The following is a 13,831-nucleotide window of genomic DNA, read 5'->3' as shown; positions in this document are numbered from 1 at the left end:
GATGGCCCGCCGGTGCGACAATCGGAAGCTCTACATCTGGTTGATGGGCAGTTGCCTGGTGCTGATCGGCCTGGCCTGGTTCGTCGTGCGCTTCTTCTCGGTGCCGGTGGCGATCGGGATGAGCGCGGTCGCGGCCGTGCTGCCGCCGATCGCGGTCATCGTGGCCAACTGGGGTCAGGACTGAGCCAGTTCTCCCGGGGTGGGGTCCAGATAGAGGTGCCGGACCATCGGGAACTGCCGCCGTACGTCGGTGTCGACCTGCTCGGCCAGTTGCTCGATCGCGGAGCCGGTGGTCCGCATGTCGGCGAGGTCGACCGTCGCCACCACCAGGACCCGGTCCGGCGCCAGTCGCAGACTGAGCAGCTCCAGGACACCTTCGATACCCGGCGTGCCGCTGATGATGCCGCGGATCTCCTGCTGGACTTCGTCCGGCAGCGCCCGTCCGATCAGCATGGTCTTGTTGTCCCGGCCGAGCGTGAACGCGACGACGATCAGGAGCAGGCCGATCGCGATCGACGCCGTACCGTCCCAGAAGTGCTGTCCGGTGACGACGGCCAGGGTCACGCCGATCGCCGCGATCAGCAGGCCGATCAGGGCGGCCGAGTCCTCGAAGGCCACCGTCTTGACGGCTGGTTCCGCGTTCTTCAGGTGGGTCAGGAAGGGTACGCGGTGCTCGCGGGCCTCCCGCCGTACCTGGGTGATCGCGCGGAGCCAGGACGTCCCCTCGAACACGAACGACACCGCCAGCACCGAGTAGATCACCGCGAGCGCCGCGATCGGTTCGGGAGCGAACAGCGAGCGCAGGCCTTCGGCGATCGAGAAACCGGCGCCGAGCACGAGGATCCCGACCGCGGCGAGCAGGGACCAGAAGTACCGCTCCATCCCGTAGCCGAACGGGTGCCGCGCATCGGCCGGTTTGCGGCTGCGGTGGAGCGCGGTCAGCAGGAACACCTGGTTGAGGGTGTCGGCGACCGAGTGCGCCGCCTCGGCCAGGAGTGCGGTCGACCCCGACAGCAGGCCGGCGACGACCTTCGCGATCGCGATCGCGAGGTTGGCCGCGCCGGCCAGGAGGACGGTGCTGTCGGATTCTTCTGCCATCAACTCCGCGTGCCCGCGGCCCCGCTGCTCCAAACCAGAACGTCGATGAACGCCGCGGCGAGCGGGTCGGGCTCACCCCGGGTGTACGCCGTGAGCGTGCGGCAGACGCGTGGTTCCGGGTGCAGGACGTGACCGTCGAAGTCCTTGGGCAGGATGTTGTCGGGGACGAGCGCGGGACCGAGGCCGGCGGCGGCGAGGGCAGGTGCGGCGGCTGTCTGCTCGGTCCGTACGGCGACGCGCGGTTCGAAACCCGCTTGTGCACAAGCGAGATCGAGTACGTCGGCCAATCCGTGGCCCGGGGTGTAATGGACCCAGGCGCGGTCGGCGAGATCCTTCATGCTGACGGTGTCACCGATGGCCGCGGGGTCGTCGGCCGCGACCACCACGACGAGCTCCTCGGTCCCGAGCGTGCGGGTGACGCCGGTCCAGCCGGCCGGCTCGGGGCCGACGGCGAGATCGGCCTGGCCGGCGTTCATGGCCTCGACGAGCTCGTCGGTGTGCCGATGCTCGAACAGCCGGATGCCGACGTCCGGGTAGGCCTGACGCCAGCTTCGCAGTGCCTTCGGGAGCACGCCCAACGTGATCGAGTAGAGGGTCGCGATCTGGAGCTCGCCGACCTCCAGCCCCGCCGCTTGCCGCGCGGCGCAGCGGGCCCGGTCCGCGTCGGCGAGCGCTGCGCGGGCGTGGGGCAGCATCGCGCGGCCGGTCGGGGTGAGCCGGACGTTGCGGGGGAGCCGCTCGAGTAGCGGCCCACCGGCCGAGCGCTCCAGGGTGCGGATCTGGTGTGACAGTGCCGGCTGCGTCACATGCAGCAGCTCGGCGGCCTTGGTGAACGACCCCTGGTCGACCACGGTCACGAGGTATTCGAGCTGCCGCAGCGTTGTCATGATCTGAGCTTATGGCATCGGTGAAAACTATGTCTTTGTCTTATCCGCGCAGGTCAGGCAGGCTGTCGGGCATGGACAAGGTCGCGTTGGTAGTCGGTGCCCGTGGGGTGATCGGGACGAATCTGGTCGAGCATCTGTCGTCGTTGCCGGACTGGCGGGTGATCGGGCTGTCCCGCCGCGGCGGGGTCGACGTCCCGGGCCGGGTCCGGCACGTCGCCGTCGACCTGCTCGATCCGGACGACACCCGGGCGCAGTTGGCCGGGCTGTCCGAGGTGACCCACGTGTTCTACGTCGCGTACCAGGACCGTCCGACCTGGGCCGAGCTGGTCGCGCCGAATCTTGCGATGCTGGTCAATGTGGTGGACGCGATCGAGCCGGTCGCGCGCGGTCTCCGGCACGTCAGCCTGATGCAGGGCTACAAGGTGTACGGTGCGCACCTCGGACCGTTCAAGACGCCGGCCCGCGAGGACGATCCGCCGCACCTGCCGCCGGAGTTCAACGTCGACCAGCAGCGATTCCTCGAGGACCGGCAGCAGGGCAAGACCTGGACCTGGTCGGCGCTGCGCCCCTCGGTCGTCGGTGGTGTCGCCCTCGGCAACCCGATGAACCTGGCGGTCGGGATCGCCGTCTATGCGTCGATGTCGAAGGAACTCGGCGTACCCCTGCGGTTCCCGGGCAAGCCTGGCGCGTACGACGCCCTGCTGGAGCTGACCGACGCCGGATTGTTGGCCAAGGCAACGGTCTGGGCGGCGACCGCGCCGGCCGCGGCGAACCAGGCGTTCAACATCACGAACGGTGACCTATTCCGCTGGAACGAGCTGTGGCCGAAGCTGGGTGCCTGGTTCGGGCTGGAGGTCGCGCCGCCGTTGCAGCTGTCGTTGACAGACGTGATGGCCGACAAGGAGCCCTTGTGGAAGGAGATGCAGGCGACGCACAGCCTGGCCGCGACCTCCTTCGCCGAGATCTCGTCCTGGCCGTTCGCGGACTTCGTCTTCGGCTGGGACTACGACTTCTTCGCCGACTCGTCCAAGGCACGCCGCGCCGGCTTCCACGAGTACGTCGACACCGAGCAGATGTTCTACGACATCTTCACGGACTTACGCCGGCGCCGGATCATCCCGTGACCAGGTGATCCACCGCGCCGCGCCGAAGGCGCGGCAATTGATATGGCATGCTCCGGGCTGTGGCGGCGATGGGTGCGGGTAGGTTGCTCGGAACGAATCTGCGGACTCGGCGGGACGAGCAGGGCATCTCGCTGTCCGAGCTGGCGCGGCGGTCCGGGATCGCGAAGGGGACCCTGTCGCAGCTGGAGTCCGGGGCGGGGAACCCGACGATCGAGACAGTGTTCAGTCTGTCGAACGCTCTGGGCGTCCCGGTATCGGCCCTGCTGAGCGAGTCGCCGACCGCGGACCTGGTGCTCGTGCGGTCCGCGGACATCGACGTACTGTCCGGCGACGCGATCGACCTGCGGATGCTGCGGCGGCTGGAGAACCCGGGTGGGTTGTTCGAGATCTACAACCAGGAGGTCCGTCCGGACGCGGTCCAGCATTCGGATGGTCATCCGGGGACTGAGCATCACATCGTCCTGAGCGGGCGGTTGCGGATCACCTCGCGGGGGCGGACCGAGGAGCTGGGGCCGGGGGACTACCTGGCGTTCCGGGCCGGCGGGCCGCACGGGTACGAGGCGGTGGACGGGCTGGTGCGGTCCGTGCTGCTGCTCGAGTACCCGCCGGACGCGTATCCGATCACGCCTGGCGGGCCGCATCTGCCGGGATAGTTCCTGGAGAGTGCGCGGTGAGTGCATTGACCGTGTGCCGGGGCGGCGCGTACGCTCGGAATCGTTCATTTTAGTGAACGCTTCCGACGGAGGAGTGTGCAATGCCCGGATCCGCGACGCCCGATGTGGTGATCGTCGGCGCGGGCATGGTCGGGGCTGCCTGTGCCGAGGCGCTGTCCGCGGCCGGGGTTCAGGTGCTGGTGATCGACCGCGATGGGCCTGCCGCCGGGACGACGGCGTCCGGCGAAGGCAATGTTCTCGTCTCGGACAAGGAGCCCGGGCCTGAGCTCGAGCTCGCGATCGCATCGCGGGCCGAGTGGGACGTCGTACTCGATCGGCTGCCGGCGCGGGTCGCGGACGTCGAGTGGGAGTCCAAGGGCGGGGTCGTGGTGGCTACCGGTGAGCCCGGGCCGCTGCGGGAGTTCGCGGCCAAGCAGTCGGCAGCGGGGGTCGATGCTCGGGTGATCACGCCTGCTGAGGCGTTCGAGCTCGAGCCGATGCTCACTCCTCGGGTGACGGTTGGCGTGCATTACCCGGACGACGCGCAGGTGCAGCCGGTGCTCGCGGCAACGGCTTTGCTGGCCGCGGTTCGCGACCGGGGTGGCGAGGTGCGGTCGGGGGTGACTGCGCTCGGGGTGCGGCAGTCCGGTGGGCGAGTCGTGGGCGTGGACACCTCGGACGGCGACATCGCGTGTGGCGCCGTACTCAATGCTTGTGGTCCGTGGGCTGGGGCGTTCGGAGCCGCGGCGGACGCGCCGATCCAGGTGTTGCCGCGGCGCGGGATGATCTTGGTGACGGCGCCGCTGCCGGAGTGCGTGCGGCACAAGGTGTACGACGCGGACTACGTTGGTGCGGTCGGGAGCGGTGACGCGGACCTGCAGACGTCGACGGTGATCGAGTCAACGCGAGCCGGGACCGTCCTCATCGGCTCGAGTCGCGAACGCATCGGCTTCGACGATTCGCTTCGGGTTCACGTACTGCGCGAGCTCGCCCGGAAGGCGGTTGGCTTGTTCCCGTTCCTGGGCGACGTTCCAGTCATGCGCGCGTACGGCGGCTTCCGTCCGTACGCCCCGGATCATCTGCCGGTGATCGGTCCTGATCCCCGCCTCCTCGGCCTCTGGCACGCGACCGGCCACGAAGGCGCCGGCATCGGCCTGGCCCCCTCGACCGGCCGACTGATCACCGAGCTCTTCCTCGGCCTCACCCCCCACGTCGACCCTGTTCCCTTCCGGGTCGACCGCCCGGCGGTGGTAGCCGCATGACCGCCTACTTCCGTCCTCACTCGGACGACCCGGCCGAGATCAGTACGTCGCCCGCCGTACAAGTCACCATCGACGGCGAACCGGTCACCGCCCGAGCCGGCCAAACCATCGCCGCGGTCCTCCTCGCTCAGGGCCGCACGTCGTGGCGCACCACCCGGAGCACTGCGCGCCCCCGAGGCGTGTTCTGCGCCATCGGCGCGTGCCACGACTGTCTGGTCATCGTCAACGGCACCCCCGACACTCGAGCCTGCCAGCGCACCATCCAGGAAGGCGACGCAATAACCGCCCAACCCGGCGCCGTCCTCCCCCACCCCTCCGCCCCAAGCCCCGAGCCCACCACCCCGAACCAGCCACCCGACACGGCGCACCCAACTCCCGCCCAGGCGCAGGGGCCTACTCGTACCCGGGAGCAGCGCTTCGCCCTCAACCGGCCCTCGCAGTCCATCCCCGATCACCCGCGGCGCACTGCCCTGAACGAGGCGCCGCAGGCAGCGCGGGGTCCTGCGATGGATCGCCCGCCGAAGGTGGCTGATGTTGTGGTGGTTGGGGCTGGTCCTGCGGGGATCGCGGCGGCTCTGGCTGCTGCGGATGCTGGTGTCGACGTGGTGCTGATTGACAGCGGGCGGGCTGTGGGCGGGCAGTTCAACAGGCAGTTGCCGGTGGAGTTCAACCCCCGGCGTCCAGGGAAGTTGCAGCACGGGTGGAAGGGTTTCGCGGAGCGGCGGGATCGCGTGGGTACACACCCACGGATCACCCACCTGGCGGAGAGTTCGGTGTGGGCCATCGAAGGACTCCGCCTGTGGGTGCAGCGCGGGCCGGCGGATGCCGTGGGCCGGGAGGTCTTCGCCGTCGACGCCAAGGCCGTCGTGCTCGCGACCGGAGCCTATGACCGCGTACTTCCCTTCCCTGGTTGGGATCTACCGGGGGTCTACAGCGCAGGTGCCGCACAGGCGCTCGCGAAGGGACAACGCATCTCGGTCGGGAAACGCGTGATCGTCGCAGGCACCGGCCCGTTCCTCCTCCCGGTCGCGGAATCCCTCGTCGGCGTCGGCGCCCACGTCGTCGGCCTACTCGAGGCCAACTCCCTGAAGACAGTCCGCCAGGGCTGGGCCACCGATCCGCTAGTTGCCTCCAGCAAGCTTCGTGAAGGCCTTGGGTACGGCGCCCTGCTGGCCCGCCACCGCATCCCCCTCCGCCACGGCTGGACCGTCATCGCCGCTCACGGCACCGACTACGTCGAGGCCGTCACCATCGCCCGCCTCGACGACAACTGGAACCCGATCGCAGGCACCGACCGCCGCGTCGAAGTAGACGCTGTCTGTCTAGGCTTCGGCTTTACCGCCCAACTAGAACTAGCAGTCTCCGCCCACTGCGACGTCACCACCGGCCCCGACGGCGGCCCAGCCGTAACCGTCGATGGCAACCAGCAAACCACCACCCCCGGCATCTACGCCGCCGGCGAACTAACCGGCATAGGCGGCGCAGACCTCTCCACAGCCGAAGGCCAAGTAGCCGGCACCGCCGCAGCCCACCACGCCCGAAGCCCAAAGAGCCCGCCGCAGCCCCCGGCGGCCGCAAGCACGGCGGTGGTGGAGGAAGCGCGCGCGGCAGTGTTTAAGGGGCGGCGGTTTGCGGTGGCTTTGGGGAAGGCTTATCCGGTGCGGGAGGGGTGGCGGGGGTGGAGTCAGGCGGAGACGGTGGTTTGCCGGTGTGAGGAAGTTACGCGGGGGGAGATTGAAGCCGCGGTCAGCGAGCGGGGCGTGGGGGATGGGCGGGGGCTGAAGCTCAGTACTCGCGCGGGGCTCGGGCTGTGTCAGGGGCGGGTGTGTTCGCGCACCGTCGCCGAGTTGGTCGCCGGACCAGGCGACGTACCGAAACCAAGCATGAAACGACCGATCGCCGTGCCTGTCAGGTTGCGGGATTTGGCTGAGGCTCAGGAGGAGCTGTGAGCGAGAAGTTGGACGGCGTGATCGTCGCCACCGCACTGCCGTACGCCGAGGATGCGTCGGCGCCGGCGGGGTTGCGCCCGGATCTGGACAAGTTCGCCGAGCATTGCCGCTGGCTGGTCGACAACGGCTGCCGCGGTGTCGGGCCGAACGGCTCACTCGGTGAGTATTCGTCACTCACCGACGACGAACGCCGGGCCGTCGCGCGGACCGCGATCGAGGCCGTCGGCGACGATGGCATCGTGGTCGTCGGCGTGCACGGTGTCGGCGCGCACCAGGCGCGGGCCTGGGCGGAGAAGGCGGCCGAGGACGGCGCGGACGGCGTACTGTGCCTGCCGCCGACCATGTACCGGGCGAACCGCGGCGAGGTGCTCCACCACTTCACCGAGGTCGCGAAGGCGGGCCTGCCGGTGATGGTCTACAACAACCCGCACGACACGAAGGTCGACCTGACGCCGGACCTGCTGGCCGAGATCGCGCAGATCGAGAACATCGTCGCGGTCAAGGAGTTCTCCGGCGACGTCCGCCGGATCCTGGAGATCCGCGAGCAGGCGCCGGACCTGGCCGTGATCGCGGGTGCCGACGACCTGACCCTCGAGGCACTGCTGATGGGTGCGACCGGCTGGTTCGCCGGGTTCCCGAACGTGTTCCCGAAGGAATCGGTCCGCTTGTTCGACCTCGCCGTACAAGGCAAGCTGGACGAGGCCCGGGCGTTGTACGAGCCGCTGGTCGCCGCGTTCCGGTGGGACTCGCGGACCGAGTTCGTCCAGGCGATCAAGTACGGCATGGACTACGTCGGCCGGTACGGCGGTCCGTGCCGCCCGCCGCGTGGGCCGCTGGTCCCCGAGCACGTCGCACAGCTGGAGCAGGACATGAAGAAAGCCGTGGAGTCCCTCGGATGAGGTCTGTCCGGACGATCACCGCGATCGATTCGCACACCGAGGGGATGCCGACGCGCGTCGTGACCGGCGGCGTCGGCGTCGTCCCAGGTACGACGATGGCCGAGCGGCGCGAGTACTTCGTCAAGCACCTGGACGACCTGAGGTTGTTCCTGATGAACGAGCCGCGGGGTCACTCGGCCATGAGCGGCGCGATCCTGCAGCCGCCGACCCGGTCCGACGCGGACTGGGGTGTGCTGTACATCGAGGTCTCCGGCTGCCTGCCGATGTGCGGCCACGGCACGATCGGCGTCGCCACGGTCCTGGTCGAGTCGGGCATGGTCGAGGTGACCGAGCCGATCACCAAGGTCCGTCTCGACACCCCGGCCGGCCTGGTCGTCGTTGACGTTGCCGTGAGCAACGGTCGGGCGGAACACGTCACCTTGCGCAACGTCCCGTCGTACAGCCACGCCCTGGATGCGGCCGCGGACGTGCCGGGGCTGGGGAAGGTGACCTACGACCTCGCGTACGGCGGCAACTTCTACGCGATCCTGCCGTTGGAGCAGCTGGGGATCCCGTTCGACCGCGCCGAGAAGGACCGGATCCTGAAGGCCGGGCTGGACATCATGGACGCGATCAACGCGACCGATCGGCCGGTGCATCCGGTCGATCCGGGGATCAACGGGTGCAAGCACGTGCAGTTCACCGCACCAGGTCTCGACGGCGCGGACTCGCGGAACGCGATGGCGATCCACCCGGGCTGGTTCGACCGGTCGCCGTGTGGCACCGGTACGTCGGCCCGGATGGCGCAACTGCATGCCCGCGGCGAGCTGGCGCTGAACACCGACTTCGTGAACGAGTCGTTCATCGGCACCCGCTTCACCGGCCGCCTCATCGAGGAGACCACGCTCGGCAACCGCCCGGCCGTCGTACCCACCGTCACGGGCCGAGCCTGGATCACCGGCACCGCCAACTACCTACTCGACCCCGACGACCCGTTCCCAGCCGGCTTCGTCCTCTAGCCGCCGGCCGGCTCGCCGACCGCGGGGAGAGTCCACCTCGTGTTGCCCGCGTGCCCGAGCAGTCAGCTGTGGAGTTTGGTGCGCCAGTCGTCGGGGACGTTGCCGCCGGGGACCGGCTGATCCTCCGGGCGGGACTCCGGCGGTGCGAGCTCGGGGCCGTCGTAGTACTGGGACTCGCCGTAGTGCCAGAACCAGTCCTCGCCCGGCTCGAAGCTGCGGACGATCGGGTGACCGCTCGAGGCCGCGTGTGCGGAGGCGTGCTGGGCCGGGGACGAGTCACAGCAGCCGATGTGGCCGCACTGGGCACAACGGCGGAGGTGGAACCACCAGCCGTCGACCTGCAGACAGTCCGCACAGCCGGTCCCGCTCGGTGGGACCGTCGCGTCGATCCCCGGAATATCCGTCATAGCGGCCATCCTTGCGCGCCCCAGCCTCCCGGACAAGCAGGACCCCCCGCCGCGCGCCCGGTTGACCGGTCAGCCGGCAGGTTCGCCGTAGCCGCCACCGCCAGGGGTCTCGAGCACGAGTACGTCGCCGGCGGCCACGGAGAGCGAATCATTGCCGGCCATCTGTGTGACGGAGCCGTCCGGGTGCTCGATCCACTGGCCGCCGAGGCCGCCGGGCAGGCCACCGGCCATGCCGTACGGCGGCACGCGGCGGTGACTGGCCAGTGTGCTCACGGTCATCGGCTCCAGGAACCGTATCCGGCGGCGGCCACCGTTGCCGCCGCGCCAGCGGCCCGCACCACCGCTGCCGTCGCGGATCTCGAAGCTCTCCAGCTGGACGGGGTAACGCCACTCCAGCACTTCCGGATCTGTCAGCCGTGAGTTCGTCATGTGGGTCTGGACGACGTCGGCCCCCGCGAAGCCTTCGCCCGCGCCGGCTCCGCTGCCGACGGTCTCGTAGTACTGGTGACGGTCGTTGCCGAACGTCACGTTGTTCATCGTCCCGGAGCCCTCGGCCTGCACGCCGAGGGCGGCGTAGAGGGCGCCGGTGACGGCCTGCGAGATCTCGACGTTGCCAGCGGCAACCGCCGCAGGGTACTCCGGTGACAGCATCGTTCCCGATGGGATGATCACCCGCAGCGGTTCCAGGCAGCCCGAGTTCAGTGGGATCTCGTCGTCCACCAGGGTGCGGAAGACGTAGAGAACCGCGGCCATCACCACCGAGGACGGCGCGTTGCCGTTGCCGTGCTGTTGTGCGGAGGTTCCGGTGAAGTCGATCTCCGCCGTCCGCGCGGAGGCATCCACCCGGACCGCCACCTCGATCCGCGCACCCGAGTCGAGCTCATAGCTGTAGCTGCCGTCGTGGAGCGACGGGATGATCCGCTGCACTGCCTCGGCCGCGTTGCGGCGCACGTGTTCCATGTACGCCGATACGACGTCAAGGCCGAAGTGGTCGACCATCGCCCGCAGCTCCTCGACCCCCTTCTCGTTGGCCGCGACCTGGGCCCGCAGGTCGGCGATGTTCGTCGCGGGGTTGCGCGACGGGTACGCCGCGGTGCGCAGCAGTTCGACGGTTTCGCGCTCTCGCAACGCGCCGCCCGAGACCAGCAGCCAGTTGTCGATCAGCACCCCTTCCTCCTCGATCCGGGTGCTGTTCGCCGGCATCGAACCGGGCGTGATGCCACCGATCTCCGCATGGTGGCCGCGGGACGCGACGTAGAACAAGATGTCCTTACCAGCCCGATCGAAGACCGGGGTCACCACGGTGATGTCGGGCAGGTGGGTGCCGCCCCGGTAGGGGTTGTTGAGCACGTACGTGTCGCCCGGCGCCATCCGGCCGGCGTTCGCGGCGATCACCATCTTGATGCTCTCGCCCATTGAGCCGAGGTGGACCGGGATGTGTGGTGCGTTCGCGATCAGGTTGCCCTCGGCGTCGAACAGCGCGCAGGAGAAGTCCAGCCGCTCCTTGATGTTCACCGACTGTGAGGTGCTCTGCAGCCGCACCCCCATCTGCTCGGCGATCGACATGAACAGGTTGTTGAAGATCTCCAGCATCACCGGGTCGACCTCGGTCCCGATCCCCTGCCGAACCGGTCGTGCCGCCACCCGGTTGAGCAGCAGGTGGCCGAGATCGTTGACGCCGGCCCGCCAGCCGGCTTCGACCACCGTGGTCGCGTTGGCCTCGGCGATGACCGCCGGTCCGTCCACCCGGTCGCCGGGGACGATGTCGTCGCGCTGATAGAGGTCGACGTCGACCCACGCGCCGGCTGAGAACATCGGTACCCGGGCCACGGCGCGCAACTCGCCACCCTGTCGCTCCGGGCGGATCCAGTTGTCGTCGCCGGTTCCGGCGGCGCCGAGCAGCTCGAGCGACACGGCCTCCACGACGATCGGCCGGTCCGCCATCAGGAAGGAGAACCGTCGCCGGTAGGTGGCCTCGAACTCCGCCACCATCTCGTCCACCTCGCCGACAGACACGGCGACGGCGGTGTCGGTGCCGTCGTAGCGCAGCAGCGCGCGACGGATCGCGGTGATCCGCTCGGCCGGGATGCCTTCGCCCTGGAGTTCGCGACCGGCGTCGCTGGTGAGTTCGTCGAGGACCCGCGCGAGCTCAGGGAGTACGGCACCGCTCAGTGTCGTCTCGACCGCCCGCTCGCGCAGGGCGGCGACGTCGGCGACACCCATGCCGTACGCCGAGAGCACGCCCGCGAGCGGGTGAATGAGCACCTGTGTCATTCCCAGCGCGTCAGCGACCGCGCAGGCGTGCTGGCCGCCTGCTCCGCCGAACGTCGCCAGGACGTACTGGGTGACGTCGTACCCGCGTTGCACCGAGATCTTCTTGATCGCGTTCGCCATGTTCGCGACGGCGATGTCGGCGAAGCCGGCTGCGACCTCCTCCGGAGCCCGCCCGTCCCCGATCACGGTGGCGAGCTCCGCGAACTTCCGCCGTACGACGTCTGAGTCGAGCCGCTGGTCGCCGTTCTCGCCGAACACGGCCGGGAAGAAGCCCGGCTGCACCCGGCCGAGCATCACGTTCGCATCCGTGACCGTGAGCGGACCTCCCCTGCGGTACGACGCGGGGCCCGGATCCGCGCCCGCCGATCCTGGACCGACGCGGTAGCGGCTCCCGTCGAAGATCAGGATCGAGCCGCCGCCCGCCGCCACGGTGTGGATGCTCATCATCGGCGCGCGCATCCGCACCCCGGCGACCAGCGTTTCCAGCTCGCGTTCGAACTCGCCGGCGTAGTGCGACACGTCGGTCGACGTGCCGCCCATGTCGAAGCCGATCACCCGGTCGAACCCGGCAGCCGTCGTGGTCCGCGCCATCCCGACCACACCCCCCGCGGGTCCGGACAGGATCGCGTCCTTGCCACGGAACGCGTGCGCTTCGGTGAGCCCGCCGTTCGACTGCATGAACATCAGCCGCACACCGGCCAGCTCGGATGCCACCTGATCGACGTACCGGCGCAGGATCGGGGAGAGGTAGGCATCGACCACGGTCGTGTCGCCCCTCGAGACCACCTTCATCAGCGGGCTGCACTCGTGCGACAGCGAGATCTGGGTGAAGCCGACCCGGCGGGCGATCTCGCCGATCACCGCCTCATGCCGCGGATAGCGGTAGCCGTGCAGCGACACCACGGCTACCGATCGCAGGCCGTCGTCGTACGCACGCCGCAGGTCCTCGGCGACGGCCTGTTCGTCGAGCGGGACGAGGACCTTGCCGTCGGCGGCCACCCGTTCGTTCGCCTCGATCACGGCCGAGTAGACGAGCTCCGGCAGCACGATCTCGCGGGCGAAGATGCGGGGGCGGTTCTGATAGGCGATCCGCAGCGCGTCGCGGAAACCCTGGGTGATGACGACGACGGTCGGCTCGCCGTCGCGCTCGAGCAGCGCGTTGGTGGCCACCGTCGTGCCCATCTTGACGACCTCGATGCGCTCGGCGGGGATCCGTTCGCCGGCCGGCACGGCGAGCAGCCGGCGGATGCCCTCGACGGCGGCGTCCCGGTAGCGCTCCGGGTTTTCGGACAGGAGCTTGTGCGTCACCAGGGTTCCATCCGGGCGCCGGGCGACGAGGTCGGTGAAGGTGCCGCCACGGTCGATCCAGAACTCCCACTTCCGCGCCATGCGCTACCGCCTTTCCGGACAGCCGTCGTGGTGGTGGGACCGACTCTATGGATTGTTCAACAATCCTGCAAGAGGGTTGTTCCACCAAGCTTTCACCGATCGGCCGGATTGCGGGATGATGCGGAGATGAGCACGGGTGAGGCCGACGACACACCCCGGCAGGCGTGGTTGCGGTCGGTTGCCGCTGATGTCGCGCGGCTGGACCGCAGCAGTTCGGCCGAGCGGGCCGCAGACATCCTGCGCCGCAGCATCACCGAAGGTGCACTGCCCCCGGGCGCCCAACTGTCCGAGATGGAGCTGACCGCGGTGCTGGAGGTCAGCCGCAATACGTTGCGCGAAGCCTTCCGGCTGCTCACCCACGAGGGGCTGCTGGTCTACAAGCTGCATCGCGGCGTGTTCGTCCCGGAGCTCGACGAGCGGGACGTGGTCGACCTGTACCGGCTCCGCCGGGTGCTCGAGGTCGACGTCGTGCGGGGTCTGGCCGAGCGCGAGCCGGAGCTGCCGGCGAGCCGGCTCGAGCCGTTGCAGGACGATGTCGAGGCCGCCGAGGCGGCCGCGCTCGCGGATCGCTGGCCGGCCGTCGGTACGGCGAACATGCGGTTCCACGAGCACCTGATCGGTCTGGCCGACAGCGCCCGGATGGATGCGATGACCGGGCGGCTGCTGGCCGAGTTGCGGCTTGTCTTCCAAGTGATCGCGGCCCCGCGTGAGCTGCACCGGCCGTACATCACGCGAAACCGTGAGCTGCTCGAGCTGCTCGAGGCGCGTAAATACGACGAGGCGGCGGCTGACCTGCATCAGTACCTGCTCGACTCCGAGCACGGTCTGCTGGAGGCGTTCCGGGCCCGTTGAACCACGAGATTCGATAAGGGCTTGCGCGCCCCCGCGCAG

General features: G+C 69.4%; 12 protein-coding genes and 1 pseudogene. 9 read left to right on the top strand and 4 right to left on the bottom strand.

Translation table 11 applies throughout. From position 1 onward, the window contains the following. Position 1: 1 nt before the first annotated feature. A complete protein-coding gene (locus OG558_RS08120) occupies positions 2-184 on the top strand; it encodes a DUF3099 domain-containing protein (RefSeq protein ID WP_405069650.1) in 183 nt (60 codons plus the stop codon). Here the strand turns inward: OG558_RS08120 and OG558_RS08115 are convergent. Both OG558_RS08115 and OG558_RS08110 read right to left on the bottom strand, forming a co-directional pair. After that, positions 175-1,098, bottom strand: a complete 924-nt coding sequence (locus OG558_RS08115) for a cation diffusion facilitator family transporter (protein WP_405069649.1) — start codon at positions 1,096-1,098, stop codon at positions 175-177. The genes OG558_RS08120 and OG558_RS08115 overlap by 10 nt on opposite strands. Then, positions 1,098-1,985: a LysR family transcriptional regulator gene (locus OG558_RS08110; RefSeq protein WP_329482544.1), complete on the bottom strand. Its 888-nt coding sequence runs from the start codon at positions 1,983-1,985 to the stop codon at positions 1,098-1,100. The genes OG558_RS08115 and OG558_RS08110 overlap by 1 nt, the downstream gene beginning before the upstream one ends. 71 nt (positions 1,986-2,056) lie before the next feature. On the opposite strand from OG558_RS08110, the gene OG558_RS08105 reads away from it, so the two are divergent. From OG558_RS08105 to OG558_RS08075, 7 genes and pseudogenes are all read left to right on the top strand, one after another. Further along, positions 2,057-3,109 carry an SDR family oxidoreductase gene (locus tag OG558_RS08105; protein WP_405069648.1) on the top strand — a complete coding sequence of 351 codons (1,053 nt, stop codon included), beginning with the start codon at positions 2,057-2,059 and terminating at the stop codon, positions 3,107-3,109. Between the two features lie 47 nt (positions 3,110-3,156). After that, a complete protein-coding gene (locus OG558_RS08100; protein WP_329482542.1) occupies positions 3,157-3,762 on the top strand; it encodes an XRE family transcriptional regulator in 606 nt (201 codons plus the stop codon). A gap of 101 nt (positions 3,763-3,863) precedes the next feature. Further along, positions 3,864-5,024, top strand: a complete 1,161-nt coding sequence (locus tag OG558_RS08095) for an NAD(P)/FAD-dependent oxidoreductase (RefSeq protein WP_405069647.1) — start codon at positions 3,864-3,866, stop codon at positions 5,022-5,024. After that, positions 5,021-5,302 (top strand): annotated as a pseudogene (locus OG558_RS08090) ((2Fe-2S)-binding protein); the annotation flags it as partial. The gene OG558_RS08095 and the pseudogene OG558_RS08090, both read left to right, overlap by 4 nt. Positions 5,303-5,530: 228 nt before the next feature. Next, entirely contained in the window at positions 5,531-6,973 is a 1,443-nt protein-coding gene (locus OG558_RS08085; protein ID WP_405072129.1) for an FAD-dependent oxidoreductase, read from the top strand. Further along, a complete protein-coding gene (locus OG558_RS08080) occupies positions 6,970-7,872 on the top strand; it encodes a dihydrodipicolinate synthase family protein (protein WP_405069646.1) in 903 nt (300 codons plus the stop codon). Before OG558_RS08085 ends, OG558_RS08080 begins: the two co-directional genes overlap by 4 nt. Continuing rightward, on the top strand, positions 7,869-8,870 hold the full coding sequence (locus OG558_RS08075) for a proline racemase family protein (RefSeq protein ID WP_405069645.1): 1,002 nt from the start codon (positions 7,869-7,871) through the stop codon (positions 8,868-8,870). Before OG558_RS08080 ends, OG558_RS08075 begins: the two co-directional genes overlap by 4 nt. A gap of 62 nt (positions 8,871-8,932) precedes the next feature. On the opposite strand, the gene OG558_RS08070 is transcribed toward OG558_RS08075, so the two are convergent. Both OG558_RS08070 and OG558_RS08065 read right to left on the bottom strand, forming a co-directional pair. Continuing rightward, positions 8,933-9,277: a UBP-type zinc finger domain-containing protein gene (locus OG558_RS08070; RefSeq protein WP_405069644.1), complete on the bottom strand. Its 345-nt coding sequence runs from the start codon at positions 9,275-9,277 to the stop codon at positions 8,933-8,935. Positions 9,278-9,346: 69 nt separating this feature from the next. Beyond that, complete coding sequence (locus OG558_RS08065; protein WP_405069643.1) at positions 9,347-12,940, bottom strand: hydantoinase B/oxoprolinase family protein; 3,594 nt, start codon at positions 12,938-12,940, stop codon at positions 9,347-9,349. A 126-nt stretch (positions 12,941-13,066) separates the two neighbouring features. On the opposite strand from OG558_RS08065, the gene OG558_RS08060 reads away from it, so the two are divergent. Continuing rightward, positions 13,067-13,792 (top strand): GntR family transcriptional regulator, encoded by a 726-nt coding sequence (locus OG558_RS08060; protein WP_405069642.1) that lies wholly within the window; start codon positions 13,067-13,069, stop codon positions 13,790-13,792. Positions 13,793-13,831: the final 39 nt, after the last annotated feature.

It is taken from the genome of Kribbella sp. NBC_01510, assembly GCF_045040325.1.
GTDB lineage: Bacteria > Actinomycetota > Actinomycetes > Propionibacteriales > Kribbellaceae > Kribbella.
The sequence above is the reverse complement of the archived record's forward strand: the minus strand, read 5'-3'. Positions and strand labels throughout refer to the sequence as shown.

What these genes read in the sequence shown, in the direction of transcription:
- OG558_RS08120 (WP_405069650.1), top strand. Translation starts at nt 2, where the DNA reads ATGGCCCGCCGGTGCGACAATCGGAAGCTCTACATCTGGTTGATGGGC.
- OG558_RS08115 (WP_405069649.1), bottom strand. Translation starts at nt 1,098, where the DNA reads ATGGCAGAAGAATCCGACAGCACCGTCCTCCTGGCCGGCGCGGCCAAC.
- OG558_RS08110 (WP_329482544.1), bottom strand. Translation starts at nt 1,985, where the DNA reads ATGACAACGCTGCGGCAGCTCGAATACCTCGTGACCGTGGTCGACCAG.
- OG558_RS08105 (WP_405069648.1), top strand. Translation starts at nt 2,057, where the DNA reads ATGGACAAGGTCGCGTTGGTAGTCGGTGCCCGTGGGGTGATCGGGACG.
- OG558_RS08100 (WP_329482542.1), top strand. Translation starts at nt 3,157, where the DNA reads ATGCTCCGGGCTGTGGCGGCGATGGGTGCGGGTAGGTTGCTCGGAACG.
- OG558_RS08095 (WP_405069647.1), top strand. Translation starts at nt 3,864, where the DNA reads ATGCCCGGATCCGCGACGCCCGATGTGGTGATCGTCGGCGCGGGCATG.
- OG558_RS08085 (WP_405072129.1), top strand. Translation starts at nt 5,531, where the DNA reads ATGGATCGCCCGCCGAAGGTGGCTGATGTTGTGGTGGTTGGGGCTGGT.
- OG558_RS08075 (WP_405069645.1), top strand. Translation starts at nt 7,869, where the DNA reads ATGAGGTCTGTCCGGACGATCACCGCGATCGATTCGCACACCGAGGGG.
- OG558_RS08070 (WP_405069644.1), bottom strand. Translation starts at nt 9,277, where the DNA reads ATGACGGATATTCCGGGGATCGACGCGACGGTCCCACCGAGCGGGACC.
- OG558_RS08065 (WP_405069643.1), bottom strand. Translation starts at nt 12,940, where the DNA reads ATGGCGCGGAAGTGGGAGTTCTGGATCGACCGTGGCGGCACCTTCACC.
- OG558_RS08060 (WP_405069642.1), top strand. Translation starts at nt 13,067, where the DNA reads ATGAGCACGGGTGAGGCCGACGACACACCCCGGCAGGCGTGGTTGCGG.